The sequence below is a fragment of the Pseudomonas sp. CFBP 13602 genome, assembly GCF_014842725.1.
In the GTDB taxonomy this organism is placed as follows: domain Bacteria; phylum Pseudomonadota; class Gammaproteobacteria; order Pseudomonadales; family Pseudomonadaceae; genus Aquipseudomonas; species Aquipseudomonas baltica.
In genome coordinates, this window is record NZ_JACYVT010000002.1 from 371,629 (window position 1) to 397,603 (window position 25,975).

Consider the following 25,975-nt stretch of genomic DNA (forward strand, 5'->3'; position numbering starts at 1 on the left):
ACGTTCACATGCAACTGCAATCGATCCAGCAATTTCTTGACACCGAATTCGATGGTTTCCAGGTCGTGGTCGACACGGCACGCGAACGCGCCGACATCATCCTCAACCGGCCGCCACTGAACGTGATTGCCATGCCTCAGCGCGACATGCTGCGCAAAGTATTCGAGGCATTGGACGAGCATCCGGGAGTCCGAGTTATTGTCCTTCGCTCGACCGGCGAGCACTTTTCCAGTGGCGGCGATATCAAGGGATTTCTTGAGGCGTCCCCGGAGCATGTCTCGAAGCTGGCCTGGAACGTTGCCGCGCCAGTACGCTGTGAAAAACCGGTGATTGCCGCCAATCGTGGCTACACCTTTGGCGTGGGATTCGAGCTGTCCCTGGCCTGTGATTTCCGGATCGCCTCGGAAACCACCCGGTATGCGTTGCCGGAGCAGAATCTGGGCCAGATCCCCGGCTCCGGCGGTTCTGCCCGCTTGCAGAAAATGATCGGCATCACCCGCACCAAACACATGGTCATGCGCGCCAAACGTATCAGCGGCCAGCAGGCATACGACTGGGGCATCGCCACCGAGTACGTACCGGACAGCGAACTGGAAAACACCGTCGATGCCCTGGTTGACGAACTGCGTCGTTTCTCACCGCTGGCGCAACGCACCGCCAAGCGCCTGATCAACGACAACGAAAACTCGCCCCTGACGGTGGCGATAGAAATGGAAGGCCACTGCTACAGCCGCCTGCGCAGCTCTCAGGATTTCAAGGAAGGCGTCGAAGCCTTCCATGGCAAGCGCACGGCGGTATTCAAGGGCGAGTAACCCCGGCAGATGCCGCTCTTGCCACCCCTTGGCGGTGTGAGCGGCTGAACCTCAGGGTTCTGCTGCGACGATCTGTTTCTCCCTGATCTATAAAAACAACTATAAAAACCGGAGTCACTGTCATGGCAACAATCAACACCAGCACCACGACTCATTCACCTGATGCCGTGCCCGGTGCAGGGGCCCAGACTGCGGCCCAGGAGCCTGCTGCAGGCTATCTGCCGGCGCGCAAGGCTTTGCTGGCAGGCTTCGCTTCCACCTTTGGCTGGGCGCTGGATCTGTTCGACCTGTTTATCCTGCTGTACGTGGCGCCGATCATTGGTCGGCTGTTTTTTCCGTCTGATACGCCCACGCTATCGCTGGCTGCGGTCTACGCCTCCTTCGCAGTGGCCCTGCTGGTACGCCCACTGGGTTCAGCGATCTTTGGCGCGTATGCCGACAAACACGGGCGCAAACGTGCGCTGATGGTTTCAATGGTGGGCGTTGGGATTTCCACCGCGCTGTTCGGCGTGCTGCCGACTCTGGCGCAGGTCGGGATCATCGCGCCCATCCTGTTTCTGATCCTGCGGATCATTCAGGGCATCTTCGTCGGCGGCATCGTTGCCTCGACCCATACCATCGGCACCGAGTCCATCTCGCCCCGTTATCGCGGCCTGATGTCAGGCCTGATCGGTGGCGCGGGCGCTGGCATGGGTTCGTTGCTGGCATCATTTGCCTACCTGGTGCTTTCGGAAGTATTCCCCGGCGCCGAGTTCGATGTCTGGGGCTGGCGCTGCATGTTTTTCTGCGGCCTGATCAGCACCTTCTTCGGCCTGATCATGTTTCGCTTTCTTGAGGAAACCCCGGTCTGGCGCCAGTTGCAGGAAAGCCGCAAAAACAATGCCGCGAAGCCTGCCGTGTCGCCCCTCAAGCGCCTGTTCGGCGCGGAGTATCGCAAGGTCATGCTGGTCAATCTGCTGATTACCTTTGGCGGCGGTGCGACCTACTACCTGGCGTGCGGTTATCTGCCAACACTGCTCAACGTGGTGGCCAAAGTCCCGCATACCCAAACCTCGCAGCTGTTGATGTACGGCTCGGTGGCAACCATCGTAGGCTCGTTGATGTTCGGTTACGCCAGCGACCTGATCGGCCGGAAAAAGACCTTCGTGCTGTTGAGCCTGATCAACCTGATCTGCCTGCCACTGATGTTCCTGCATGTCGCCGAGCCCGGTTCGCTGCTGCGCACCGCGCTGTACTGCTCCGGCATTGCGTTCATGGGTGGGGCGATGATTGCGCCGATCCTGATCTTCCTCAATGAACGCTTTTCCACAGAGCTGCGGGCCAGCGGCACCGGCCTGTCCTGGAATATCGGCTTCGCGCTTGGGGGTACCATGCCGACGTTCGTTTCACTGGTCAGCAGCAGCCCGGCGCAAATACCCCATATGTTGGCGATGTTCGCCGTGGCGCTGTCACTGATCTATCTGGTGGGCAGCCTCGTGGTGCCGGAAACCAAAGGTAACTTCAGCTGATGACCGATGCTGCCTGGGCGTCGCGGTCCTCCGTCAAGGCCGCGACGAAATCGACGATCAGCCGCAGCGTTTCCTGCGTAGCTTCACGCTGGGGAAAATGCTGGCAATCGTTGAGCAGCACGCAGCGACAAGGCGCGGTCACATGAGCGTCTATCGCCGCCAGTTGTTCAGGCGTGGCGTACTGATCGTCACGACCCTGAATGACCAGCAAAGGCCGGGCGATCTCGCCAAGCCTTGCCACCAGCGGCTCCAGGCTGAAATCAGGGTGCAGCCAGCTGTCGCTCCAGCCATGGAAGGCGCCGTTCACGTTAGCGCCATGATGACGCATCAGTTGTTCGCGCAACCGGCCAGCTTCCCATTTGGCAGTGGTCTGACGAATGCCCGCGAGCGTCCTGGCTTCGACCAGCACATGGGGAGCGAGGGCGATGCTGCCCCGTACCCGGGGATCATTGAGCGCGGCATAGGCCAGAACAATCGACGCCCCGTCGCTGTGGCCCAGCAGCACCACATCATCGAGCGACAGAACATCAAGCACCCGGGCCAGTTCTGCGGGGCCGTCCTGCGTGAGGTAATCCAGCGGTCGCGGCAAGTTCACCGGGTTGGATCGACCATAGCCCTGACGGCTGTAGACCAGCACGCCACAGCCGGTAGCGGCGAGCAATTGTTCGGGAAAGTCCCGCCACTGAGCCGCACAACCCAAGCCTTCATGCAACAGCACAAGGGTCGGCCGTGCCGGGATCGTAGCCGGCAGATGGCGGTATTCGATCCGGGTTTCGCCCAGGTCGAGAAGATCAGGCTGCACAACGATTTCACAGGACATAAAGGGGCTGGCTTTCAAAACAAGGCCCGAAGATTAACGCAATCGTCTGCCATGAGGTGAACCGACATGCGACATCTCGACATACAGGTCATCGAGCAGGCCCTGCAATGGGCGCAGTCTGGCCAGGCGCTATGGCTATGCACTGTGCTTTCCACCTACGGATCAGCACCCCGTGCGCCAGGCGCCATGCTGGTCGCCAATGCGCAGGGACAATTCGTCGGTTCACTGTCCGGTGGCTGCGTCGAGGACGAGTTCCGCGATAGTCTGGCCCGAGGCGAACTGCTTGAAGCGGCGCAAATCGTCCGTTACGGCGAAAACGCCGAGCAAAGCCGACGCCTGCAACTGCCCTGCGGCGGCATGCTGATCGTTCTGGTGGAGCATCGCCCCGCCACGACGGCCTGGATCGATCACTTGCGGCAAATGCAGGCCACCTTGCTCGGGCAGCATCAACAAGTTCGCCACATCGACCTGACCACGGGGTTAACGCAGCTGGAACCGGGCACCCATCAGTCGGGTGAAAGGGTATCGCTCAGTGACGAACAGGTGCGTATTCGCGTAGGGCCTGCGCTGCGGTTGATTCTGGCCGGGCTGTCGCCGGTGGCCGAGTTCTGCGCCAGTTTCGGCCGGGCGATCGGCTGTGAAGTGATTGCCTGCGATCCCCGGGAAGAAATGCTGCATGTGCAGCTTGAGGGGGTCGAAATGCAACGGGTGTTGCCGTCAATGTTCATAGCAGCAGGCGGCTGCCACTCGGCAACGGCGGTGGTAGCATTGACCCACGATCCAAAAATCGACGACCTGGCGTTGATGGAGGCCGTCCACACGTCAGCCTTTTACATTGGAGCCATGGGCTCAAAGGCAACCTCGGCCAAGCGTGCCGAACGTCTCAAGCGTATCGGCGGGCTTGACGATTCGCAGATTGCCCGATTGCACATGCCCATCGGCCTGAATCTGGGCAGTAAATCTCCTGCCGAGATAGCCCTGGCGGTGATGGCCGATGTGCTTCGCGTGTACCACGGTAAACCACGCAACGCACTATGAGGTCAATGGTCATAAAAATGCCCTGCAGACCAAGGTCTGACTGGACGCCCGCCCCCGTTTTGCGGGATATTTAGCCTTCACGAACCAGATGTCTCGCCGTGCTGCGCCGCTGCATATCCTGCACCGTTCAGACAGGAGCGCAAACGACAAACGACTGCCCTGCTCCTTCGGTGCAGTCGAACAACAATAGCCGCTAGAAGCGAGCGAGGGAGCTACACAATGTCGATTGCCCAACGGGTGTTTCACGGTAAATTCGGCCGTGTCGCGCTGCTGAACATGGATTGGCCGCTAGTGACTCACACCCACTCCGAATGCCATGTGTTGGTCAAGGTGTCTGGCCAGGACACCTATTTCAACGTCAATGGTCGTGTGGTGCCGCTGGCGGATCGCACTGCGGTGCTGGTCAATGCCTGGGAACCGCACTTCTACGCGCCGCAACCCGAGGCAGGCAACACGCTGATCCTGGCGCTCTACATCGAGCCGGCCTGGCTGGCCACCGCGCAGCAGTCCCTGGCGCTCAGCGCCCGGCCGGATTTTTTCGCCCACCCCTGCATTGACCTATCGATGCAGAACCGTACCCTGGCCGACATCCTGATCGCTGAAATGCACGGTTATGGCCTGGTCCCCAAAGAGCGGATCGAATTCCTGCTGTTCGACTTTCTGATTCAACTGATCGAAGACTTCTCCCAGTGGCGACAGCTCTGGCGCCAGGGTGCACCGACCCATGGCGAGTTCCGCGACGCGCGCATCCGCCGTGGCACAGCGTATATGCTCGAACACCTTGAAGATCCTGACCTGATCGAAAATGCCGCTCGCGCCAGCGGCTTGTCCCGTGCGCACTTTTTCGCCCTGTTCAAGAAAGACACCGGCATGACGCCGACCTTGATGGTCAACGATGCGCGGATGCGCCGCGCCTTCACCTGGCTCGAACATGAACGCAGCGGTACCCTGGGGCTGCTCTCGGAAAGCCTCGGGTTCTCTGAACAAGGCCACTTCACGAGATTTTTCCGCCAGCACATCGGGGCGTCTCCAAGCCAGTATCGTCGTGTGGTGGACAGCTACACCGTTACATAGACCACTGGCAGCAGAAGCTTTTGTTTACCGCACAAACAACGATGCCGAATCCCCGCGAGGAGATTCGGCATCGTTGCATCAAGCGTCCTGAATCAGAACAGACGTTGCCAGTCTGCAGGTGCCGGGCGCGTCGCGGCGTCCAGATCCACCTCTGCCTCGCCGGGCACGCGGATGCGGGTAAAGCGCATCGGCGGCGCGGACAACGGCACCGTGGCGTCGTAGCCCATTTTCGAGCCGACGCCATCCCGGGTTGAGGGATCGAGCTTCGAACCCTGGGCCTCATGCACCAGCACCAGATCGCGGTCGGCCTGGAAGCGTGTGGCAATTGCCCACTCCACTTCGGTGGGGTTATGAATGTCCACGTCGAGGTCTACCACCACCACATGTTTGAGATCGTAGTGGCCGCCAAATGCGCCGAGGATGACGTTTTTCGCTTCACCTTCGGAGCGCTTGTACAGCTGCACGTACAGGTGATAACGGCAGACCCCGCCCTTGGCCAGGTGCACATCGCGGACGCCCGGAAAGCTGCGGCGCAGATGGGCCAGTAGCGTCGCTTCCCGAGGAATGCCGCCCAGCAGCAGATGCTCCAACCCGCCGCCAACGATGGTGTGGAAGAGCGGCGCGAGCCTGTGAGTGATGGCATCGACCTCAATCACATGGCGCTCGGCACGCTCGCCGTAGTACTGCGGAAACTCGCCGAAAGGCCCTTCCAGCTCACGAACGTTAGCCAACAGACGTCCTTCCAGAACGATCTCCGCCTCGGCCGGGACCCGAATCCGGTTAGTCACGCACCGCACCACGGGCAGCGGACGGCCATGCAGAGCCCCGGCAATTTCCAGCTCATCGTGATCAATGGGCACGATTGCCTGCGACGCCAGAAGGGTCAGCGGGTCAGCACCAATCACCACCGCGACTTCCAGATCTTCTCCCGTGCCTTCAACTTCCTGAAAGAACGCCAAGGCATGGCGAGGCAACAACAATGCGCCCAGACGATTGGCGGAGCTGACCTGCAATCGGTGGATGGAGACGTTCTGGATACCGGTGCGCGGGTTGCGGGTAATCAGTAAACCGGCAGTGATGTACGCGCCGCTGTCATGTTCGTTATGAGTCGGAATCGGCAGCTGCTTCAACAGATCCACCTGATGGTGCACCACCGTCTGGCACGGTGCATCCGCCACTTCCTGACTGGCAATGGGGTTGAGGCTCGCGTCCTGAAAGCGGTTGAGCACTTCAGCAGGCTTGACGCCCATCGCTTCGGCCATCCACAGGCGATCCGAGAGCAACCCGGAAATCACCGGGATTTCGTGCTGGTCCGGGGCAAGAAACAGCGAAGCGCTCTGGCCATCCAGACGGTTGGCGACCGCAGCAACACCAAAGCGTAAAGATGTGCCGGGCTCGACCAGCGTCAGGCGCTGGCTGCTTTGCAAATGATCCAGCCAGCCACGCAAAGTAGCGCCAGGCGGCAGGGGTTGATCGTAGGCAGAAATGTGGTCGTTTGACATCGCTGATCTCGCTATTGGGATTGTTATCGATTGGCCTTGATCACCCGCGATCAAGCCTACCAGGCCGCCGGATGGCGCACCGCAGCGTTGCGCAATTGCGCGCAGGTGTAGGCGCCGTGTTGTGCCAGCGCAGTACGCAGTTCATCGTCGAGCAATTGCGCCACGTGGTCGGGACCCTCGGCGCCCAATGCGGCAAGACCATAAAGGAACGCTCGCCCGCAAAAGGTGCCATGAGCACCGAGCGCGATAGCGCGGGCCACATCCAGGCCGCTACGGATGCCGCTGTCGAACAGCACGGTGGCGCGCTCGCCTACGACCCGCACGATGCTCGGCAACATGTCGATGGAAGGCGGCGCAGCCTCTGACTGTCGCCCGCCATGATTGGAAATCAGGATGCCGTCGATACCCAGGCTGATGGCTCGCTCAGCATCTTCGGGATGCAACACCCCTTTGACCACCAGCGCTCTGGGCCAGGCGTCGCGCATGCGGGCCAGGGTCTCCCAGTCGAACGTGCCTTTGATCTCGCTCTGCACGAAACCCGCGGTGGCGGCCATGCTGCTACCGCCGCTGACATAGCGTTCGATATTGGCGAAGCCAGGTGCTCCGTTCTTGAGCAAGGCTTGAGCCCAGGGCAAGGAAGTGGCGACTTGCCAGACCGTGCGCGGGGTCATGCGGAACGGGACAATCAGACCGTTGTGCAAATCCTTTGGCCGCTTGGCACGAACCGGCGCGTCCAGGGTGGCAACCAAGGCATGCACCCCACACGCCTCGGCTCGCTGGATCAGGTCGAGGGTTACGCGGTGCCGATCCCTCGGCAGGCCGTACAGTTGGAGCCAGACACTGTCAGGACAGAGCTCCGCCACCTCCTCCAGCGAGCCACTGGCCAAGGTGCCGGTGATGTAAGGGATCCGCGCCCGATGGGCCGCCTTGGCCAACAACTGGGTCGCGCCCGGCCAGACCAGGCCGTCCACCCCGACCGGCGCTATACCGATGGGGCTGGCGTAGCGGCGCCCGAACAGCTGCACTTCGGTGTTCAACACGGCACTGGCACCATAGCGCGGGATGATCTGCACGGCGTCCAACGCTCTGCGATTGCGTTCGGCGGCCAGGTGCTCGCCGGTTCCGCCGTCAACGAAATCAAATGCAAAACCCGGAATCCGGCTCCGCGCTGCTTTCTCCAGATAACTGAAGGTGGGCAGGCGTTGCTTGAGCTTCGCCGATCTGCTGGTGCCGCTGCCCGCACCCCAGGCCTGTACAGGCGCGACTGGTTGTTCAAGTTTGACTTCCATCTCGACCACCTCGCTCATTGCCCAGTGCCGGACTGCCGGATCTGCTCGATGGTCTGGCGCACGGATATACGTTGCGGATCACAGACAATTTCGATCAGCACCGGGCCAGTGCCTTGGAGCGCGATTTGCAAGGCTTGGGCAAAAGCGGCATCGTTGCTGACCCGTAAACCCTGTGCCCCGAAGGCTTGGGCCAGTAGGACAAAATCAGGATTACCCAGATCCGAGCCGATGACCCGTCCGGGGTGGGCCTTTTCCTGGTGCATGCGGATCGAGCCGTACATGTTGTTGTTGAACACCAGGGCAATGACCGGCAGTTTGAGGCGCACTGCGGTTTCCAGCTCCTGAATGGTCATCATCAACCCGCCGTCACCGGACAGGGACACCACGGTTCTACTGGGCTGTGCGAGCTGCACACCGATGGCCGCCGGCATGCCGTAGCCCATGGCGCCTGATGCGGCGCCGACATAGGTGTTGGACTGGCGGAAGCTGAAAAATGTGTGCATCCAGCCGGCGAAGTTACCCGCGTCATTGGTGAGGATCGCATCGTCTGGCAGTTGGGCGCGCAACTCGCGAATGATCTGCCGATTGTCTACGTAGTCGTCATGGGGTTCGACGATCAGGCCGGTGACGTCTTCATAAATTGCCCGCCGGGATTTCGCCCAGTCTGGCGAGGGCGCGGCGAATCTTTGCTCCAGCAGCGCTTCAAGGGCTTGGCGTGCATCGGCGACTACGCCGTGTTCGATGGGATACGCCTTGCCCAATATTCGGTCGTCAATGTCGATTTGCAGGATGCGCTGCCCGGCATTGACTGCCGTGTAGTTCTGGGTGGTGATCTCATTGAGCCGCGCGCCGATGACAATCAGCATGTCAGCCTGGCGCAGGGTATCGACCAAGGCCGGATGAGTCCCCATCTGCAAATGCCCGCAATACAGCGGATGGCCGTTGGGAAACACATCGTGGCGCCGCCATGCAGCCATGACCGGAATGGCGCAGCGTTCGGCGAACTGCACAAGCAGTGACTCTGCGCCGGCACGTTTGACCCCTGCGCCGGCGACAATCACCGGCCGCCGGGCCTGGGCCAGTAACCGCACCAAAGCGCTGACTTCGTCCGGTGACGGGCGCGGGCGGCTGACGGCCAGCGGCGTACTGAAGTTCGCCTCCAGTTCGTCGTGCAACGCATCTTCGGTCAACGACACCACCACCGGCCCCGGCCTGCCACTGCGCGCCAGACGAAACGCCCGTTGCAGGATTTCTGGCAGCCGCCGGGCATCGCTGAGTTCCATCGCCCATTTGCACAGCGGCGCGAACATGCGGTCCAGATCGATTTCCTGGAAACCTTCCCGACCACGAAATTTCGAATCCAGCTGGCCGAGCAACACCACCATGGGCGTAGAGTTTTCCATCGCCGTATGCACGCCGATACTCAGGTTGGTCGCACCCACCGCCAGGGCGCCCAGCACCACACCCACCCCGCCACCGGACCCTGCATAGGCTTCAGCCATGAAGGCCGCACCACCTTCCTGACGACCGACGATGAATTCGATGGAGGGCTCGTCGTATAAAGCGTCCATCAGCGGTGTGAAGTTTTCACCTGGCACGCCAAACAAATGCCGCACCCCTTCGCGCTTGAGCACTTCAAGAATGGCCTGAGCTCCAGACATCTTCATGGATGTACTCCTTCGGTTTTCAGCGACGGCTCGGTTTGCAGGGGCACGTCTTCACCGCGGCGCATGATGTGGCTCAAGGTCATGATCACCAGAGGCGTCGCCAGCGCCACATAGGCATTGTCGATGCCATAAGGGTTGCCCATCAGAAACCAGCTGACGGTCACGATCAGCGAGGCGATGATGCTCAGGAACGCACCCCGCCGGGTGCCGAAGGTCGGCGCGTAGAAGACCATGATCACCAGCACCGCGAGGGAGGCGCGCAAGGCTTTGGCGAGGAACGTCACTTCCAGTACTCCAGAGGCAAAAATCGCCAGGCTGATGGGCAGCAGACCCGCCACCACCGTGGCGGCTTTGACGAACACCAAGTCACGTTTCACCTGCTTGGTCTTGTTGAAGAACGGCTGATAAAAGTCTTTGAGCGCCAGGGTGGCGATGCCCATGGTCAGCGCCGAGATAGTGCCAAACAGCGACCCGGCCAGCCCCGCCACCACCACGCCGGCCATGATGCTGTCCATCTCGCCGATCAATGCCGGGAACGCCAGCAACGGCGCGATGGCCGGAAACAACACGCGACTGCACATGCCGATCAGTGCTGCACAGATGCCAAAGGGCACCAGCATCACCGCGCAGTAGAAAGCCGCATGCCGGGCCTTGTCGCCACTGCTCACGGTGTTGACCGCCTGAATCACGTACTGCGTGGCGAAGGTCGCACCAATACCGGCCACCATCCACGCCATGATCTGGCTCCAGCCGACGTTGTCGACCGTGAGCATCGGCGCGGGCAGTTTTTCCAGCAGCGCCTCCATACCGCCGACGCGGCTGAGGGCGAAACCCAGGGTCAGAATGATCCCCAGGTATTTGATCAGTGCGTGGAGAAAGTTGGTGTACACCACCGAGCGCATGCCGCCAACGCTGACGAAAATCACCGCTACGACACCGGTGATGACAATTGCCGGCGCCTTCCCAATGCCCAGCAACCCAGCCAATACCGCGCCGCCGCTGGCATAGACCGACACGGCAACAATCATGAGGGCGAAGATCATGATCACCGAAGTCGCGAAGCGCACAGGCTCACCATAAGTGAGAGCCAATGCCCCGGAAATCGTGTTCTCCCCCAGGTTGCGATACTTGTGCGCCAGCAACAGCGAGAACAACACGAACCCGACCCCCAGCGACGCCAGGTTCCAGGCGGCGGAGATGCCTGATGTATAAGCCGCCTGAGCGGTACCGACGCTGGCCGTGGTGCCGATGAACTCGGACATCATCAGAAAGCCGATCAATATCGCCGGAAAGTGACTACCACCGGTGGTGTAGTTGGCGGCGCTACGCGAGTGACGGCGCACCGCGTAACTGATCAGGGCAAGCGCGAACATGTACAGAACGGTGATGGATAGCACCAGCCAGCTGGAACCCATGATATTTCTCCGATTTTTTGTTGTTGTGTCGGACTAAGCCACTGCGTCGGCGGCTTCGATTGGGATCAAGCTAAACAGGCATTTGCGGCCGCTGCCTATTAACAAATGTTGATTCGAGCCATCAGTAATTGCTTACCCATCCGGCGGGTTTGCGCGGTTCGAGCGCAAATCAGACTGCAAGGCAAATTCACCGACTGTGGCGCGAAATTCCAGCCCTCAGGGCAAGGCGCAGGGCGTGATGATCTACCAGACTCGGCGCAGACAACCCTCTGCCGTGGATCAACCCGCAGCCAGCGGTGCGGCAGTTCATTCCAATAAAAACAAGAGAGACATGCCATGAATCGGCTCAACGACAAGGTGGCTATCGTCACCGGTGCAGCTCAGGGAATCGGTGCCACCTATGCCCTGGCGCTGGCCGCAGAGGGTGCCAGCGTCGTGATATGCGACCTTCACGCGCCACAAGAAACCGCCAATGCAATACACGCTCAGGGCGGCACGGCGCTGGCAGTTGCTTGCGATGTCACAGACGCAAATGCCGTCCAGGCCATGGTCTACGCGGCAGTCGAAGCCTTCGGCGGCGTGCATATCCTGATCAACAACGCTGCCCTTTTCGCGACCCTGCAACTCAAACCCTTCGAACAGACCGAGTCCGCCGAATGGGACCGGATCATGACGGTCAACGTGCGCGGCTCCTTCGAATGCGCCAAGGCGGTATTGCCCGTCATGCGTCAGCAGGGCTACGGCAAGATCGTCAACATTGCTTCGGCGACCGCGTTCAAGGGCGCGCCGATGATGCTGGCCTATGTCGCCTCCAAGGGCGCGATCATTGCCATGACCCGCTCCATCGCCCGGGAGGTTGGCGATGCCGGCATCCGCTGCAACTGCCTGGCTCCCGGACTGACCATGAGCGCCAACGTGCAGGCCAACGCCGACTGGGCTGACGTCATGGTCAAAACCAACATCGCCAGCCGTTGCATCAAGCGTGAGGCGGTACCTGAGGATTTGATCGGCGCGTTGCTGTTCCTCAGCAGCGCCGACAGTGACTTCATGAGCGGCCAGACCATCGTGGTCGACGGCGGCTCGGTCACCCATTGATCGCGAATCGAGGAGTATTCATGCAAAGCCAACATTTTATCGACGGTCACTGGGTGTCTGATGGTCAATGGGCTGATAGCCTCGACCCCGCCAATGGTGAGGCCATTGGTCGTTTTGCCGATGGCGGCGAGGCTCAGGCCCGAGCCGCGGTTGCGGCCGCCACAGCGGCATTTGCCAAGCCACAGTGGGCGCAGAATCCACGCCTGCGCCAGCAATTGCTGCTGGACTGGGCGGTTGAACTCAAGGCTCGTCACGAATCACTGGCGCAACTCCTGAGCCGCGAAAACGGCAAAGCCCTGACCCAATCCCGGGGTGAGATCGCCGGGGCGATTTCGGAAATCATTTATTACGCGGGTCTGGCGCGCCATAACCCTGGGCATGTTCTGGAAGTCGCGCCGGGGGAGTTTTCCAGCCTGTTGCGCGAACCGGCGGGGGTCGCCGGGCTGATTATTCCCTGGAATGCACCGGCTGTACTGCTGATCAGAGCCCTGGCTCCAGCCATCGCTGCGGGTTGCACCTCGGTGATCAAACCTGCGCCGCAAACCGCGCTATTCAATGCGGCGATTCTTGAACCGCTGCTCAATCTGCCTGGGCTGCCGGCCGGTGCGGTGAATCTGTTCGCCGAAACTGGTCATGCAGGAGCTGGCTTCATGGTCGCCTCGCCCGATGTCGACGTGCTGAGTTTCACCGGCTCAACGGCAACCGGCCAGCGCATCATGCAGGACGCTGCCGCGACGATGAAAAAACTCTCACTGGAGCTGGGGGGAAAATCCTGCTGCCTGGTGTTCGAAGATGCCGATATCGCGGCCATCGCCCCGAAACTTGCCGCTGCAGCGACGATTATTTCCGGACAGCAATGCACCGCTGCGCGACGAATTCTGGTGCATGCGAGCCGTTTCGACGAGATGCAAAAGGCCCTCAAGGCCGCGCTGGCAGAGATCAGGATTGGCCCTGGAACCGACCCTGCCACACAAATGGGCCCGCTGATTGACTGGCATTCCAGGGATAAGGTCGAACAGCGTATCGCCCAGGCACTGGACAGCTGTGATCAAGTGCTGCTGTCTGGTGGTCGCCCGCAAGGGGTGTCGAGCAAGGGGGCTTACCTTGCGCCGTCCCTGATCACCCATCGCGACAGCGGTGCATTCTTCTGCCAGGAAGAAATCTTCGGCCCGCTGCTGGTTATCGAGCCTTTCGAGGATGAGGCCGAAGCGGTTGCGCGGGCCAATCACACCGAGTTTGGTCTTTCGGCCAGCGTCTGGACCGAGCACGGCGCACGTGCCTGGCGGGTGGCGCGGGCATTGCGCAACGGCACCGTCTGGATCAACGACCACAACAAACTGTTTGCCGAAGCCGAAACCGGCGGCTATCGCAAAAGTGGCCTTGGCCGCCTGCACGGCGTCGATGCCCTGCTGGACTTCAGCGAGCTCAAGCATATTTATCAGAGCGTCGGCACCCTGGGCTGAACCCCATACCGAGGAAACACAGCCATGGAGCTGCGCCAACTGAAATACTTTACCTGCCTCTACGAGGAGGGTTCGGTCACTCGGGCGGCGCAACGCCTGAATATCGTCCAGCCCGCGTTGTCGATGCAGATTGCCAAGCTCGAAGAAGAACTGGGCCAGACCTTGTTCGAACGGAGCTCAAAAGGCATGCACCCGACCGAAGCCGGTGATCAGGCTTACCGCCTGTTCATGCCGATCCTGGGACAGTTTCTTGAAGCGCGACAATCCCTCATCGACCGTAGCGGGCAGATCGGCGGACGGGTGCATGCCGGGTTGATTGCTTCAGCGACCAATCACGCCCTGGCGGCAACCCTGGCGCACTTTGTTGAATACCATCCTGATGTGCAACTGTGCGTCACCTCAGATTACAGTCAGGAGTTGATCGATAAGGTATTGGCCGGGACGCTGGATTTTGCTGTCATCAACCAAAGCTTTCAGCAGGATCACCTGCACTGTCACGACATCCTCAACGAAGAACTGCTGGTAGCGGGTGGCGCGGCCCATCGTCTGAATTGCCCGGTGCCGATTCCGTTGACGGCGCTGCAGGATCTCAAGCTGGTGCTGCCGTCAAGGCGACACGGGCTGAGAATTGTCATCGATCAACGAATGGCCGCCGAAGGGCTTGAGCTGACGCCACGACTGGAAGTGGATGACCTGGCGGTCATCGAGGAGTTTCTGCGCCGTAGCGACTGGGTCAGCATTCTGCCTGCCACGGTGCTGCAACGTGGTCTGCATCAAGGTGCGTTGCGCGCTTACCCCCTGACCGCTCCCGGAATAACCCGGCGGATGATGTGCGTCCATGACGTACGCCGTCCGCTAACCCCGGCGGCATTGCTATTCATCGAAGTCATCGGCAAGACCCTGAACTCCACCTTGAGCACCATTCCTTACTACAAAGAGGGTTCAGCCCCGGGAGAAACACATGAACGATAACCGCCCGCAGCGACTGATCATCGGTATTTCCGGTGCATCGGGGGCCATCTATGGCGTACGCCTGCTGCAACTGCTTTGCGACACGCCCATCGAAACGCACTTGGTGGTCAGCAAATCGGCGATGATCACCCTGGCCCACGAAACCGATGTCAGTTGGTCGCAACTCAAGGACATGGCCGATGTTACCCACTCCAGCCAGGACATTGGTGCTGCCATCGCCAGCGGGTCATTCAAGACCATGGGCATGATTGTCGCGCCCTGCTCCATCCGCAGCCTGTCCGAGATCGCCAGCGGCGTCACCTCCACCCTCCTGACCCGCGCCGCCGATGTGGTGCTCAAGGAACGCAGGCGTCTGGTACTGATGGTTCGTGAAACACCGCTGCACCGCAATCACCTTCGCAGCATGACCGAACTGGCCGAACTGGGTGCCATCATCGCGCCGCCATTGCCAGCGTTCTATGCCCGCCCGCAGAACCTGGAAGAAATGATTGACCACAGTGTCGGACGAGTCTTGGATATGTTCGATATAGATTTGGGTGTCGTGCGTCGCTGGAGACAAGAGGCTGAACACGTCTTGACCTTGGACGAAGTCAAAAGCTGCTCTTGATCATAACGCCTCACTTTGCACAGTGCGGGCCGATACCCGGAAGCCTCACAGGGGAGTGCGGATGACTGGTGACATGCCGCGCCCTGGTGTACTCGCAACCGGCTGCTCTCGGCCAGAAGCCGCCCTTCCGTCTACGCTGCTACCATGTGTAGCGTAATTACTCGGTTACTATCAACTTCTCCGGATATGGCCAAGCATGGCCTGCTGCAACCCCGGCGTGATGCCGCACAGCACGATTCGAGCCGCCGAATTGACGGGGTCGAAGGGCGCATGGAAGGTCTGCAGATCGCCTTCTGATGCCAGCAGGAGTTCCGCTGGCAGGGGATGAGCGAAATTGTGGGTCGAGGCAGAAATCATGCGGCTGAAGCGTTCTAGGCTTATGACGATGTCCTTTTTGCGATGGCGATAGGTTTGAGTTTCGGTACCAATCTGCGCGGGTGGCAACAAATCCCCCGGCGCCCTTTCAACCAGCGCAACGCCTCCCGGGCGTCGACCATCGTCTGGCTCTGTTCCATGCGAGTCTGAAGACGATCCGTCGCCGTAGGCTGGGCCGCATTCCGCACCGCACCCTCAGACATCTGCCCTAGTAGCGCAATTTCCTTCAGTGTGAGGTATTCCGTGCGAGTCTCTCCACGAAGGATCATGGGTATTTCCTCGTTTTCCTCGAATGCCGGGTTGGTATCCAGATCAAGTTGGGCTCTTACCAGCGCTTGGAAATAGACGTATTCAAGACGCATAGACACGTCTGTCTAATAATCCCGAACTGACCTTCTATAGCGACCATTTCAGTGACTGATTAGGTCCTTAATAGGCCCTCAACAAGTCAACGCTTGCTGGCTACGAAGGTTTCCATATCAGGTGCTTTTTTCAAACTCCCCCCCTATCAAAAGCCCGCCTTGGCGGGCGTTTTGGCGCCTTCTGGACGCCAGAGCCCCGGGCACTGCAACGCCGCCGTGCTACCGTCTGGTTCAAGTGTTAACGGCATTAACCATAAGGAATCGTGACATGAGCATGGCGGCGTTTTACAGCAACGGTTGGCCGAGCTGCGTGATCGCCGGGCAGTTTGCGGAGGACCTTTTTGTCGCCTTGGACTTTAAAAAGATGGTGATACGCGATCGAGCCGTGGCGCGTGGCATGGTGTTCTCCCTCTGTATACCTTTAGCCAAGAAGCCAGCACAGGCCGGGAAGCTGAAGGTATGGCTTCGGCGGTTTGTCAAAGAGGGCTCGCTCGCTCAGCCACAGGCCGATGCCTTTTGGCTGCGGGCGAAGAAGCTGGCGAAATCCCCAGAATGAGCACGCGTCTTTCACCGCCTGCTACAGACGCTTCCGTCATTCCCAGAGTTGAGAATTAACACGGCTATCGATACGGAGATTAGGATGAGAAACCGACCGTCGGCCGACAATCGTCTGGTGCACTGGAAAGCGTGGTGGGACATCTATGATCCGGATGTTCACTGCCGCTACTGCAGCGGCAGGCAGCCGATCGATGAGTCCTACCTGTCCTTCTACCCTCACCACACACCGGGCTGCGCCCGAAGCAGCGATCTCCCGCAGTTTCCTTGGCAAGAGCTGGTGCGCATTCTCAAAGACTGGAAAACGGAGGTTGGCCGTGCGCCAAGGAATTCATGAGGGCAATTGCCGACTTCGAGGCCTGAGATCGGCCACACAGCCCTCGCACGGTCAGCTACGACAATTAATCTAGGACTGGCGCGCGATGCAAGCCTCGATGTCTATACGCAGCTATGGCCCATATTCAACCCGGCCGCTTGAGCCGTTCTGCCAACGACTCAACTAATGCTAGGATCAACTGCCTATCCGACGGAGCTAGCTCTTGAAGCATTTGGCTAATGTATCGGGTCTGGTCACTGCTTCGCGAACTTGTTTTCATCAACAGCTCCGCAGCCTCGCAACCGAATACATCAGCGAAATCGAAAAGACGTGCGACGTTGGGGACGACCAGCCCCCGCTCGATCCGGGACACTGCTTCGCTGCCAATCCCCAGCTTCTCCGCTACCTCATCCTGTGTCAAACCCGTCTGAGTACGTTGGTTGGCGATCGCTTTACCAATCGACTCGGCAAGGTCTCGGTGATCATCTACAGCCACTAGGCATGCTCCCTTTAGTCAACCTGAATGGTTGAGGAGCCACTCATTGACATGAAGGACCTCTAACGTTGAGACTCAACCCTAAAGGTTGATTGGTGGCGTATTAGGACGGTTTTTCATGGCGTACAGCAGAATCTCACTCGCGGCAGTTGCTGCTCTTATTCTCTCAGGCTGCGGTGACGCAACCCTAGATTTTCGCAATGCGGAGTTATCGAACGGCAAGGTGTACCAGAAGGGTGGCAATGAGCCTTTTACGGGAAGCCTGACGAATTTTCCGCACACACTGATCAGACAGACTGGTGACCTAACCGGGATCCTAGCGGGATTGGCCGCAACACTGGATCGCATGCAGCGCCCTGACGAATCTCTGCGTTTCTTGAAGTTGATCTGTAATGGCCGGACAAGTGAGGGCCACTTGGACGGCGAAGTGAGTTGCTACGAGCCAGGCACAACTACCCTTCGCTACCAAGCCCACTACAAGCAAGGCGCGATGGACGGCGACTTCACTACGTGGGGAAAGCACAACAACGTCCTGAGCAAAGCGTCCTTCAAACAAGACCGAACTAATGGAGACGTCCAAATCTACAGCCCGAATACCGGAACGCTTATTCAGCAGATCCAGCTTCGCGCTGGCGTAATCGATGGGCTTGACCAGCGATGGGACGATAAGACCGGTCAGCTCACGTACCAAGCCAAAGCAGAAAAAGGGTTCTATGTCGGAGTTGCAGAAAGCTGGGGGCCTAATGGTAGAAAAACCGGTGAGGTGCCGTATCAGGCCGGTCGTGTTAACGGGGTTGTGAGGGCATGGGATGCTGGCACCGGACAATTGATCGAGGAAACTACTTTCAGAGATGGCTCTCCGGACGGCCCTAGCAAGGAATGGTCTAAAAATGGCGAAGTGATGAAGGTTGGGGAGTACAGAGATAATGTGTTCTATACTGCCTCCGCCGCTGGACCGTCGGACAGCACGCAGCTTGATAGCTGCGTGAGTGACTACATCGACAAGTTCCATTCTACCAACGGCGAGAATGTCCCGATCAATAATGAGCAGCTTGGAGAATGGGAAAAATGGTGCACGCAGGGACAGCATTCGAATTGATCGTCTGACAAAAGTGTAGTGGTCAACTGATTCCGGACACTGAATTAAGTTTTTCCTCAGCGACCGCAGGCGCGAACCCGCCATTGAACTGATGCGGTCGCCGACAGTTGTACTGCTGCATCAGATACCGACCGATGTCCCGTTGCGCTAAAGGACCTCCCCTGAAGAGCGCAGACAGTCGCTCCCGGAGCAAAAGAGATCTGATCTCAATGGACCAACCTTGGCGCTATTTGCCCCGAGCTTACCGGTCGAGCTGCCAGTACTGAGAATTTGCTTACCAAACCCGGCCCGGCCCAACGTGTTCGACGAAGCCTATTAGCTACCTGGACAGCAGTTATCTAAGTGACTCAGGCCATTGATCCCTACCCTTCTCGGCTGCCCGAGGCCTCCCCCTCCTCGGGCCTTCCTTCCGAGGAGCCAGCCGACCTCTGATGAACGCCTGTATACCTGGTAACGCAAGCCGCAATAGTTCATCAGGCTTTGTCGCATAGGCTGCATATAGTTCAAAGCCCTCTCGCGCTATTGGGTCTGTGCAATGTGCCAAGCCCAGAAAGCATTTTTTATAGCGCTCCTTGCGCGCGTTGCAATTATAATGACTGCCCATCCCTCCAGTAATAACTTTATCCCAATGCTGGCCAATACGCTTCCCCAAAATTACATCCTTACACATTGCTGAGCTATCAAAGAAGAACAAGCCATGAATGTGATAGCCTTTGTATCGCCCCAACTCTAGCTTGCATGCGTAACCTAGCATTGGCCCAAATGCGCCATTTTGCAGATCTTTCAGTAGCATATCTCGATGTCTACACGCATCTGTGCCAGTGATATGTTTGGCCAATCGGTATTTTTGTAAGTAGGATAAATCAACCCTCAAGATCAACATTCTCGAATATCTTGCAAAGAGCTCAGCCGTGTACCTCATGAGCGTATCGTATTGCCTTTTAATGGGCCTCCTAAAAGCTTTAAGCCTACTTCGAAACTCTACGGTACTGACCTCAGCACGAAATTCAGAGATGCAGGCATTCAACCTATGGACTACTTCATTCACGTGTTCCCCTTTGGTTCCAGAGAACGAAGTTTCCGATGGCACCAAGTGATGCTTTAATACCGCGTTGTAGAATACTTCAAAGTAAGGATTGAATTGAGCACTTGGAAACATCTCAAATGAGATTCGAATATCTCTTTTGATGCAGTTAATAAACCTACGCCCCAACGAATGAAAGGTGATTCTAGCTTCAACATTTTTAGCATGGCCGACTGAATACAACTGATGCTTGGTCGCAACTAGATCTTGCAACAAAGGCAACAACCTAAAAGCCAACCAGCTTCTCGCATCATATTCCTCATCGAGCTCCACTACTCCAGGTTTTACCTCAGGCATGCTTTGCTTCACGAACAATAATGCAGCATCACTTAGCACTTTAATTGAAGATGCGAGCGGATCAGGACGCACGCAGCTAACATTGACAGTAGACATAAACAATACCCCGGAATACATGAAAAAGAATTGAACACATCCACGCCCCACACACTAAACTTTTACACCTCAACAAATAAATCTAGGCGGCATTAAGACGGTATATGAAAAGATCCATATTTATAAACTACTGAAACCCACGCAGCAGCAGGCGCCAACAGTAGTTAACGCCTTCATAATCACGGTTCTAGAACCCTGCAAAGTACTTTGCGCTATAACGACTTCCAGGCATGCAGCGATTAAAACTTTGACGCTAGCGGCGTGCTGGAATGCATACTGCTTGCACATACGGGGCGAAAATCATACCCTAACCTTGACAAGGTGCGCACAACCAAGGAGTTTCCGTATGAAAGACAAACAAGGAAGAGAATTTTATTCCGGCGATGAAGACCTGACTCATCTGGAATTATACATCAAATATCGCGCCTCAAAATCGGTCACTTGGTCTTTACTGGTTGCTATAGAACAACTTGGTACCCTAGTTCATGTCCAGTTGAAAGATTCCGCGATAAAACAATTGGAAAAATTTATCGAAACCAACCCGGCAGAGCTACCTGAAATCGATCAACTCCTCAACGAATTAGGATACCTCAAAGCTGAGACACCCAAAAAAAACACCAAGCAAAATGCAATTAGGGACGAAATCCTAAGGGGTATATGGCATCTTTCGTATGCCATATATTTTAATGAACTCGATTCTGACAAAGCCCACCAGGCACTGCAACATTTCTGGTATCACGCTGGCTTAGTTGAGGGGATGGAGTATTCTACTTCAGGCCCTATGACAACGGTTAAGCTTTCTCGCGCCAGCAAAGGAGGCAAAACCAAATCGGATAAATACACAGCACGAATTGAAGCCATCGCAAGCCTTTTAGAAGAAGAATCACCTCCTGCCGGATGGTCAAGCGAAGCACAAGCAGCCTCAATGATTGCTAAGGTAGTCGTATCTCGTAAAATAAGTAAAAGTTTAAATCTTTCATCTAGCGCCATGAAATGCTATGACCAGCTTTCAGAAATGATCAATTCAAATGAAAAGTTGAGAAATATTGTCAATCCGGGAAAAACACTAAAGCAGTGATTTTCTACTAATTATTTCTATTTCTAAATTGTAGTATTACATTGTTCAAAGCAGCCTGATCATCGGGATACCATGGAATTAGGTCTATCACCAGATGGTCTAGATAAGGAACAACTCTAATTCGATTGTCGTCAATGAGCGCGTCCAATGCTCGATTGAATCTGTCTTTCCGCCTCAGTTCAGCCCCTGGAGCCACTCGCATTACAACTGATTTACGAACATAACGGTGATTAGCGTGACGATACTCATTCAGCTTGCCATCTAACGCAACTGCATCAATCTGCTGCTGCGATGGCTGATGTAATATATCCATAGTTTCGGCCAAATACCAATTAACAACACTAATTGCATCGCGCAACACCTCTACCGAAATGCTTCCGTCAATGCCGCTGCTGTAGCAGTGGAATAGTGCGGCCAACCTACTGGTATTATCCATCAATCTATTAGCGATATCCTTAGATTCGTATAATAACCCCCCAACCTGCATTAAAGACTCAACGTTATTGAAGGTCTGATTCCACAGCTCAACAGCTTTGGCATCGAACCCAATTATGTCACGCCCGCTAAAAACTTCAGCTTTTTCTTTAACTAACTCCAAGTGCGATGCCATAGCTAACAGATACCGTTGATAGTTATCCCCTAATGAACCAGTATTTGTGGTAAAACGCGATCCTTGGGTAGTTCTCGGATATGACACCAGAAATCGAGCTAGCAGACCCGAGTCTCTCGCTTCAACGCCCCGCTTTTCAAGAAACCGAATAAAAGGTCCTGGTTGGACTTGGATTGCGACGGATAACCTTCCTTTCCAAATAAAGCTCCCCCTGATCCTGTTTATAGGAATCTCATCACCATCCCATGCGCTGTTGAATTTCGTCATATCCGAAAATGCCCGTCCATTCAACATACTGCTACCTTCGCTAGACAGTAGTACGGCATTTTCAGTCTTTTTGCTCATTCCCTCAAATAGCGCAATAGGAGTCGACTCGTTGTAGACTATCTGGGGCTCTCGGGGCTGGATAGGCTTCACGCTCATTAAGTGTGCAATCTGTTCATCGAATTCATCCTCCATTTTCAATTTTGATTTAAAATTACTCTGTTGGGCTTTTTTTATTTTTCCTTTCCATAATTCGAGAGAGATTTCCCAGTCAGAGATTTTTTCTCGATATTCTTTCCGCAGTTTTTCCTGAAATTTTATAACTGGTTCAAAGCAAAGTTTTTCCACAGTCCCTTTTCTCTCCCCTGCATTGGCAATAGTCAGCGTTAATATTGAAACAGGACTTACCTGCCCTGGTGGCTTTCTTACATCCACCAACCCTTGAAAAACTGTTGAAAGCGCGGAAATGAGCGACGCGGCTACAATTCCAACAGGAGCTTGAGTTGATATATGCAGTTCGCTTATTAGATCTCTAAACTCTAAGAGTTCTAGAGATTGCAAGTAAGGAAAATCTAACTTAGGATAATTACCCCCAAGGGCACCCTGAATACTCATACAGCTTCATCCCTCTGCTGCGCTTTCTGGAACACCCAGTGCATCACCTCCTCCTCTATAAACCCAATACGACCGTTACTCGTAACGGAAGAATATAGCTTTATCGGTCTTGGAAATGTGGAGTCATACTGACAAGATTTTTTATCAAGCCGACCGTATACCGTGGATCGGCTAATCTGCAAAATTTTCACCAGTTGCTGAAGCGACAGCACTGACTTCACTCGACTATCATTCATAAATCACCTCAAGGGCTGGGTCAGAACGAGTCTTAAGCTACCTGTACCCGCGAACCCAGGCTCGCTTCTGCTTCCAGTAGAAACTCCCTAAGCCATGCCACGTCTGGCCTGCAGCGTTTTTTTTGCCGAAAATAGCCCAAGTATGAGATCGAATATTTCACGCTCGTCGCGATGTCGGCGCTTAGCTGTAAACCTGCTAATTCGTGTCCGATTAGCAGGTTTTCAATATGTTCCCGACGAGAACTAGCGCTCCTCTCGAATTGAACCCACTGGATCACCTCCCTTTTCTCACAGCGTGATAAGATCAGTTCTCTTACCATAGAGACGCCCGTCGCCTACCATTTAACTAAGAACTGGCGATTGCATGATTTTTGAAACCTATATCACCAAGGCGACCAACCATCCTGGAATCGCCATGCCCGCTATATGCCCGCAATGCCAATCAAGAAAGACTGCTTCAATCAAAGCCACACAACGTCTCGCACTGTGTGCTGAAGCGGTGAATGTACTCATCCTCAGCCGTTTGAAAGCGTGCTATCCCGCCATACCACAGTCCGCTGCCTATCACACACTGGAGAAACTTTCTCAGAACTTGGTTGAAGCACTCGCTAGATCAGTGCAACTCAAGCTGCGAAACATACCAGACGGTGATCTCCATACGCATGTTTGCCTAGGCTGCGGATGCATGTTCGATCCAGTCAGCCAGTCCGCCCAGCGTCCCGATAACCACAACCAATCAAACCCTGCCCAAGGAAATTAATCATGGCTCATGAAGTACACCAAATGGCGTATATCGGCGAAACACCTTGGCATGGCTTAGGGAATCGTCTCTCGCCGAATCAATCGCTTGAGATCTGGCAGCGTGAGGCAGGCATGGACTGGCGGATTGAATCCAGCGCCGTTCATTTCAAATCCACTGGATCAGGGCTACTGGCTCCGATCCATACCTTCCCTGATCAGAAGGTTCTGTACCGCTCCGACACACAAGAGCCGCTCTCGGTAGTGTCGCAACGCTACCAGGTCGTTCAGCCAAACGAAGTGCTCGAGTTCTACCGAGACCTCACAGAGGTCTCGGGGTATGAGCTGGAGACAGCAGGCGTATTGAAAGGCGGCCGGAAGTTCTGGGCGCTAGCACGAACGGGCCAGTCGGTAGCGCTCAAGGGAGGTGACCATGTCGGAGGTTATCTGTTGCTTGCTACCTCCTGTGACGGCACCCTTGCCACTACGGCAACGCCTACGACTGTCCGCGTGGTGTGCAATAATACTTTGGCATTATCGCTCAATGGCAGTACGACCGCTATCAAAGTCCCCCACAGCACAAGTTTCAACCCTGACCTCGTCAAGAAGCAGTTAGGTATTGCAGTATCACGCTGGGAGCAATTCATGTACGAGATGCGGATCCTCAGTGAGCGAAAAGTCTCGCGCAAGGAAGCCGACGCGTTCTTCAATCAGGTACTCAGCGTCGCCGGCACCAGCGCTTCTCCACAGGGCCAACACAACAACCGCCACGCCATTGCGAAAGCAAACAGTTTATTCGAGGGTAAAGGCAAAGGCTCAGACCTGACATCAGCCAAAGGCACCGCATGGGGGCTGCTGAATGCGGTGACCGAGTTCGTTGATCACGAAAAACGAGCTCGATCCGCCGACTACCGGATGGACTCCGCCTGGTTCGGCCAGGGCGCTGCCCTCAAGCAAAGAGCCCTTCACAGCGCATTAAGCTTAGCGGCGTAGCAAGAGCAGACCACCAACCGATACCTGCTCGCCATGTGGCGGGCTTTATGTGGCTGCTGCAACTGAACATCAGCTCAATTACGTGAGAACCAGAATGCACAAACTCAAAATCGTATGCGCACTGCTCACGCTTGCAGTCGCACTGTACTCGGCGACCCTAGTCGTAGCGGTGAAGATCAACCTAGCACTCGCAGTGATGTGCTGCGCAATGCTGATCGCGTTGCTCTGCAGCTTTATCAACGCTCTGTCCACGCCACCTGAAACCTGTGAGGACCTTCGCTAGTCTGCAGCGCTGTAGGCGGATAGAGGTTCGGGGAGACGCGACATTGAAGTGGGGGACCGGATGGGGGAACAACGAACCTCAGAATGCAGAAAGCCCCGCATAGCGGGGCTCTCTAGGTACAATATGGCGGTGAAGAAGGGATTCGAACCCTTGATACAGTTTCCTGTATACACACTTTCCAGGCGTGCTCCTTCAGCCACTCGGACACTTCACCGTTTCTCGGCGCACCTGTTCGGTGTGTCGAGGCGCGCTAATGTAGTCGATAGCGTTCGTGATGGCAAAGCTTTTCTGCAAGTTTTTCATGCGCTTAAGCCCAGCGCCGAATTCCCTCGGGCCTGTCAGCGTGACCGGCCAGTCAGTCACGGCGCTTTACCCGGCCGGCAAGGCTGGGTAACGTCGGCGCCACAACACGACAAGGAATACCGGCATGAGTGAGCTGATCGATTACCAACTCGAGGGCGGCATCGTCACCTTGACCCTGAACAACGGCAAGGTGAACGCCATCTCGCCTGCCGTCATCGCGGCGCTCAACGAGGCTCTGGATCGGGCCGTAGAGGCGCGCGCCGTGGTGGTCATCACCGGTCAACCCGGCATCCTTTCGGCAGGCTACGACCTCAAGGTCATGACCTCGAGCCCGGAGAATGCGATCAGTCTGGTCACCCAGGGCTCTACCCTCGCCCGTCGGCTGTTGAGCCATCCGTTCCCGGTCATCGTGGCCTGCCCAGGACACGCCGTGGCCAAGGGTGCGTTCCTGCTGCTGTCGGCCGATTACCGGATCGGCGTGGAAGGCCCGTTCCATATCGGTTTGAACGAGGTGCAGATCGGCATGACCATGCACCACGCCGGCATCGAGCTGGCCAGGGATCGCCTGCGCCGTTCAGCCTTTCAGCGCTCGGTGATCGGTGCGGAAATGTTCGACCCTGCCGGGGCGTTGCAGGCCGGTTTTCTCGATGAGGTGGTGCCGCCCGAGCAGTTGCAGGCCGCCGCCCTCGCTGCAGCGCAACGCTTGCAGAAGCTCAACATGAAGGCCCACGCCAGGACCAAGCTCAAGGCACGTAAAGCGTTCCTGGAGACCTTGGACGAAGCCATCCGGATTGACCAAGAGCAAGGCTTCTAAGGCGCGTCAGTACGAGCGGTAGGGACCCTTGCCCACACGTTGGGCCTTCACTGCGGCGGGCGTGAGCAGGCCGCTGCGCAGTGCAATGCGCGATCGATG

General features: G+C 56.8%; 24 protein-coding genes, 1 tRNA gene and 1 pseudogene. 14 read left to right on the forward strand and 12 right to left on the reverse strand.

Annotated features, from left to right (window positions below):
* Positions 1 to 8 precede the first annotated feature (8 nt).
* Positions 9 to 812, forward strand: a complete 804-nt coding sequence (locus IFU31_RS04835) for an enoyl-CoA hydratase/isomerase family protein (protein ID WP_134723318.1) — start codon at positions 9 to 11, stop codon at positions 810 to 812.
* A 122-nt stretch (positions 813 to 934) separates the two neighbouring features.
* Positions 935 to 2,320: an MFS transporter gene (locus IFU31_RS04840; protein WP_240050141.1), complete on the forward strand. Its 1,386-nt coding sequence runs from the start codon at positions 935 to 937 to the stop codon at positions 2,318 to 2,320.
* Here the strand turns inward: IFU31_RS04840 and IFU31_RS04845 are convergent.
* Complete coding sequence (locus IFU31_RS04845) at positions 2,313 to 3,140, reverse strand: alpha/beta fold hydrolase (protein ID WP_192102427.1); 828 nt, start codon at positions 3,138 to 3,140, stop codon at positions 2,313 to 2,315. The two genes, IFU31_RS04840 and IFU31_RS04845, sit on opposite strands and share 8 nt — an antisense overlap.
* Before the next feature lie 66 nt (positions 3,141 to 3,206).
* Between IFU31_RS04845 and IFU31_RS04850 the strand changes: the two genes are divergently transcribed.
* Positions 3,207 to 4,178, forward strand: a complete 972-nt coding sequence (locus tag IFU31_RS04850) for an XdhC family protein (RefSeq protein ID WP_192102428.1) — start codon at positions 3,207 to 3,209, stop codon at positions 4,176 to 4,178.
* Positions 4,179 to 4,397: 219 nt separating this feature from the next.
* Entirely contained in the window at positions 4,398 to 5,252 is an 855-nt protein-coding gene (locus IFU31_RS04855) for an AraC family transcriptional regulator (RefSeq protein ID WP_134723321.1), read from the forward strand.
* A gap of 92 nt (positions 5,253 to 5,344) precedes the next feature.
* Here IFU31_RS04855 and IFU31_RS04860 read toward each other — a convergent pair whose 3' ends face one another.
* The 4 genes from IFU31_RS04860 to IFU31_RS04875 are packed head-to-tail and all read right to left on the reverse strand — an operon-like array spanning position 5,345 to position 11,125.
* On the reverse strand, positions 5,345 to 6,754 hold the full coding sequence (locus IFU31_RS04860) for a UbiD family decarboxylase (protein WP_192102429.1): 1,410 nt from the start codon (positions 6,752 to 6,754) through the stop codon (positions 5,345 to 5,347).
* Between the two features lie 56 nt (positions 6,755 to 6,810).
* Positions 6,811 to 8,043, reverse strand: a complete 1,233-nt coding sequence (locus IFU31_RS04865) for an alpha-hydroxy acid oxidase (RefSeq protein WP_244657632.1) — start codon at positions 8,041 to 8,043, stop codon at positions 6,811 to 6,813.
* 14 nt (positions 8,044 to 8,057) lie between these two features.
* Positions 8,058 to 9,710, reverse strand: a complete 1,653-nt coding sequence (locus IFU31_RS04870) for a thiamine pyrophosphate-dependent enzyme (protein ID WP_192102431.1) — start codon at positions 9,708 to 9,710, stop codon at positions 8,058 to 8,060.
* Positions 9,707 to 11,125 carry a sodium:solute symporter family protein gene (locus IFU31_RS04875; RefSeq protein ID WP_134723325.1) on the reverse strand — a complete coding sequence of 473 codons (1,419 nt, stop codon included), beginning with the start codon at positions 11,123 to 11,125 and terminating at the stop codon, positions 9,707 to 9,709. Before IFU31_RS04875 ends, IFU31_RS04870 begins: the two co-directional genes overlap by 4 nt.
* A 336-nt stretch (positions 11,126 to 11,461) precedes the next feature.
* Here IFU31_RS04875 and IFU31_RS04880 point away from each other — a divergent pair, with 336 nt between their 5' ends.
* Genes IFU31_RS04880 through IFU31_RS04895 form a run of 4 tightly spaced genes read left to right on the forward strand, consistent with a single transcriptional unit; the run spans position 11,462 to position 15,262 of the window.
* Positions 11,462 to 12,220: an SDR family NAD(P)-dependent oxidoreductase gene (locus tag IFU31_RS04880; protein WP_192102432.1), complete on the forward strand. Its 759-nt coding sequence runs from the start codon at positions 11,462 to 11,464 to the stop codon at positions 12,218 to 12,220.
* Between the two features lie 20 nt (positions 12,221 to 12,240).
* On the forward strand, positions 12,241 to 13,683 hold the full coding sequence (locus IFU31_RS04885; RefSeq protein ID WP_134723327.1) for an aldehyde dehydrogenase family protein: 1,443 nt from the start codon (positions 12,241 to 12,243) through the stop codon (positions 13,681 to 13,683).
* A 24-nt stretch (positions 13,684 to 13,707) separates the two neighbouring features.
* On the forward strand, positions 13,708 to 14,655 hold the full coding sequence (locus IFU31_RS04890) for a LysR family transcriptional regulator (protein ID WP_134723328.1): 948 nt from the start codon (positions 13,708 to 13,710) through the stop codon (positions 14,653 to 14,655).
* Positions 14,645 to 15,262, forward strand: a complete 618-nt coding sequence (locus IFU31_RS04895) for a UbiX family flavin prenyltransferase (protein ID WP_134723329.1) — start codon at positions 14,645 to 14,647, stop codon at positions 15,260 to 15,262. The genes IFU31_RS04890 and IFU31_RS04895 overlap by 11 nt, the downstream gene beginning before the upstream one ends.
* A gap of 171 nt (positions 15,263 to 15,433) precedes the next feature.
* Here IFU31_RS04895 and IFU31_RS04900 read toward each other — a convergent pair whose 3' ends face one another.
* Complete coding sequence (locus IFU31_RS04900; RefSeq protein ID WP_197979600.1) at positions 15,434 to 15,709, reverse strand: hypothetical protein; 276 nt, start codon at positions 15,707 to 15,709, stop codon at positions 15,434 to 15,436.
* 558 nt (positions 15,710 to 16,267) lie between these two features.
* Here IFU31_RS04900 and IFU31_RS04905 point away from each other — a divergent pair.
* Positions 16,268 to 16,555: a hypothetical protein gene (locus IFU31_RS04905; RefSeq protein ID WP_192102433.1), complete on the forward strand. Its 288-nt coding sequence runs from the start codon at positions 16,268 to 16,270 to the stop codon at positions 16,553 to 16,555.
* Between the two features lie 460 nt (positions 16,556 to 17,015).
* On the opposite strand, the gene IFU31_RS04910 is transcribed toward IFU31_RS04905, so the two are convergent.
* Entirely contained in the window at positions 17,016 to 17,366 is a 351-nt protein-coding gene (locus tag IFU31_RS04910) for a helix-turn-helix domain-containing protein (protein ID WP_134723330.1), read from the reverse strand.
* 118 nt (positions 17,367 to 17,484) lie between these two features.
* Here IFU31_RS04910 and IFU31_RS04915 point away from each other — a divergent pair, with 118 nt between their 5' ends.
* Complete coding sequence (locus IFU31_RS04915; RefSeq protein ID WP_192102434.1) at positions 17,485 to 18,465, forward strand: toxin-antitoxin system YwqK family antitoxin; 981 nt, start codon at positions 17,485 to 17,487, stop codon at positions 18,463 to 18,465.
* 22 nt (positions 18,466 to 18,487) lie between these two features.
* Here IFU31_RS04915 and IFU31_RS04920 read toward each other — a convergent pair.
* Positions 18,488 to 18,613: pseudogene (locus tag IFU31_RS04920) on the reverse strand (IS3 family transposase); the annotation flags it as partial.
* Positions 18,614 to 18,799: 186 nt separating this feature from the next.
* Complete coding sequence (locus IFU31_RS04925) at positions 18,800 to 19,942, reverse strand: inovirus-type Gp2 protein (protein ID WP_192102435.1); 1,143 nt, start codon at positions 19,940 to 19,942, stop codon at positions 18,800 to 18,802.
* 346 nt (positions 19,943 to 20,288) lie between these two features.
* Between IFU31_RS04925 and IFU31_RS04930 the strand changes: the two genes are divergently transcribed.
* Complete coding sequence (locus IFU31_RS04930; protein ID WP_192102436.1) at positions 20,289 to 21,020, forward strand: hypothetical protein; 732 nt, start codon at positions 20,289 to 20,291, stop codon at positions 21,018 to 21,020.
* Positions 21,021 to 21,027: 7 nt separating this feature from the next.
* On the opposite strand, the gene IFU31_RS04935 is transcribed toward IFU31_RS04930, so the two are convergent.
* Positions 21,028 to 22,509 carry a YfjI family protein gene (locus IFU31_RS04935; RefSeq protein WP_122801090.1) on the reverse strand — a complete coding sequence of 494 codons (1,482 nt, stop codon included), beginning with the start codon at positions 22,507 to 22,509 and terminating at the stop codon, positions 21,028 to 21,030.
* Positions 22,506 to 22,745, reverse strand: a complete 240-nt coding sequence (locus IFU31_RS21835) for a helix-turn-helix transcriptional regulator (RefSeq protein WP_122743645.1) — start codon at positions 22,743 to 22,745, stop codon at positions 22,506 to 22,508. The genes IFU31_RS04935 and IFU31_RS21835 overlap by 4 nt, the downstream gene beginning before the upstream one ends.
* Before the next feature lie 364 nt (positions 22,746 to 23,109).
* Here IFU31_RS21835 and IFU31_RS04945 point away from each other — a divergent pair, with 364 nt between their 5' ends.
* On the forward strand, positions 23,110 to 23,505 hold the full coding sequence (locus IFU31_RS04945) for a hypothetical protein (RefSeq protein WP_192052977.1): 396 nt from the start codon (positions 23,110 to 23,112) through the stop codon (positions 23,503 to 23,505).
* A gap of 2 nt (positions 23,506 to 23,507) precedes the next feature.
* Positions 23,508 to 24,476, forward strand: coding sequence for a DUF932 domain-containing protein (locus IFU31_RS04950; RefSeq protein WP_122743646.1), 969 nt, complete (start codon positions 23,508 to 23,510; stop codon positions 24,474 to 24,476).
* A 407-nt stretch (positions 24,477 to 24,883) separates the two neighbouring features.
* Here the strand turns inward: IFU31_RS04950 and IFU31_RS04955 are convergent.
* Positions 24,884 to 24,973: transfer RNA gene (locus IFU31_RS04955), tRNA-Ser, on the reverse strand.
* A 213-nt stretch (positions 24,974 to 25,186) separates the two neighbouring features.
* Here IFU31_RS04955 and IFU31_RS04960 point away from each other — a divergent pair.
* Positions 25,187 to 25,876, forward strand: a complete 690-nt coding sequence (locus tag IFU31_RS04960; protein ID WP_122476290.1) for a crotonase/enoyl-CoA hydratase family protein — start codon at positions 25,187 to 25,189, stop codon at positions 25,874 to 25,876.
* Positions 25,877 to 25,975 lie beyond the last annotated feature (99 nt).

Coding starts and splice junctions, on each gene's coding strand:
- IFU31_RS04870 (WP_192102431.1), bottom strand. CDS start 9,710: ATGAAGATGTCTGGAGCTCAGGCCATTCTTGAAGTGCTCAAGCGCGAA.
- IFU31_RS21835 (WP_122743645.1), bottom strand. CDS start 22,745: ATGAATGATAGTCGAGTGAAGTCAGTGCTGTCGCTTCAGCAACTGGTG.
- IFU31_RS04875 (WP_134723325.1), bottom strand. CDS start 11,125: ATGGGTTCCAGCTGGCTGGTGCTATCCATCACCGTTCTGTACATGTTC.
- IFU31_RS04850 (WP_192102428.1), top strand. CDS start 3,207: ATGCGACATCTCGACATACAGGTCATCGAGCAGGCCCTGCAATGGGCG.
- IFU31_RS04835 (WP_134723318.1), top strand. CDS start 9: ATGCAACTGCAATCGATCCAGCAATTTCTTGACACCGAATTCGATGGT.
- IFU31_RS04880 (WP_192102432.1), top strand. CDS start 11,462: ATGAATCGGCTCAACGACAAGGTGGCTATCGTCACCGGTGCAGCTCAG.
- IFU31_RS04950 (WP_122743646.1), top strand. CDS start 23,508: ATGGCTCATGAAGTACACCAAATGGCGTATATCGGCGAAACACCTTGG.
- IFU31_RS04915 (WP_192102434.1), top strand. CDS start 17,485: ATGGCGTACAGCAGAATCTCACTCGCGGCAGTTGCTGCTCTTATTCTC.
- IFU31_RS04935 (WP_122801090.1), bottom strand. CDS start 22,509: ATGAGTATTCAGGGTGCCCTTGGGGGTAATTATCCTAAGTTAGATTTT.
- IFU31_RS04855 (WP_134723321.1), top strand. CDS start 4,398: ATGTCGATTGCCCAACGGGTGTTTCACGGTAAATTCGGCCGTGTCGCG.
- IFU31_RS04895 (WP_134723329.1), top strand. CDS start 14,645: ATGAACGATAACCGCCCGCAGCGACTGATCATCGGTATTTCCGGTGCA.
- IFU31_RS04860 (WP_192102429.1), bottom strand. CDS start 6,754: ATGTCAAACGACCACATTTCTGCCTACGATCAACCCCTGCCGCCTGGC.
- IFU31_RS04925 (WP_192102435.1), bottom strand. CDS start 19,942: ATGTCTACTGTCAATGTTAGCTGCGTGCGTCCTGATCCGCTCGCATCT.
- IFU31_RS04840 (WP_240050141.1), top strand. CDS start 935: ATGGCAACAATCAACACCAGCACCACGACTCATTCACCTGATGCCGTG.
- IFU31_RS04960 (WP_122476290.1), top strand. CDS start 25,187: ATGAGTGAGCTGATCGATTACCAACTCGAGGGCGGCATCGTCACCTTG.
- IFU31_RS04890 (WP_134723328.1), top strand. CDS start 13,708: ATGGAGCTGCGCCAACTGAAATACTTTACCTGCCTCTACGAGGAGGGT.
- IFU31_RS04945 (WP_192052977.1), top strand. CDS start 23,110: ATGATTTTTGAAACCTATATCACCAAGGCGACCAACCATCCTGGAATC.
- IFU31_RS04845 (WP_192102427.1), bottom strand. CDS start 3,140: ATGTCCTGTGAAATCGTTGTGCAGCCTGATCTTCTCGACCTGGGCGAA.
- IFU31_RS04885 (WP_134723327.1), top strand. CDS start 12,241: ATGCAAAGCCAACATTTTATCGACGGTCACTGGGTGTCTGATGGTCAA.
- IFU31_RS04865 (WP_244657632.1), bottom strand. CDS start 8,043: ATGGAAGTCAAACTTGAACAACCAGTCGCGCCTGTACAGGCCTGGGGT.
- IFU31_RS04905 (WP_192102433.1), top strand. CDS start 16,268: ATGAGCATGGCGGCGTTTTACAGCAACGGTTGGCCGAGCTGCGTGATC.
- IFU31_RS04930 (WP_192102436.1), top strand. CDS start 20,289: ATGAAAGACAAACAAGGAAGAGAATTTTATTCCGGCGATGAAGACCTG.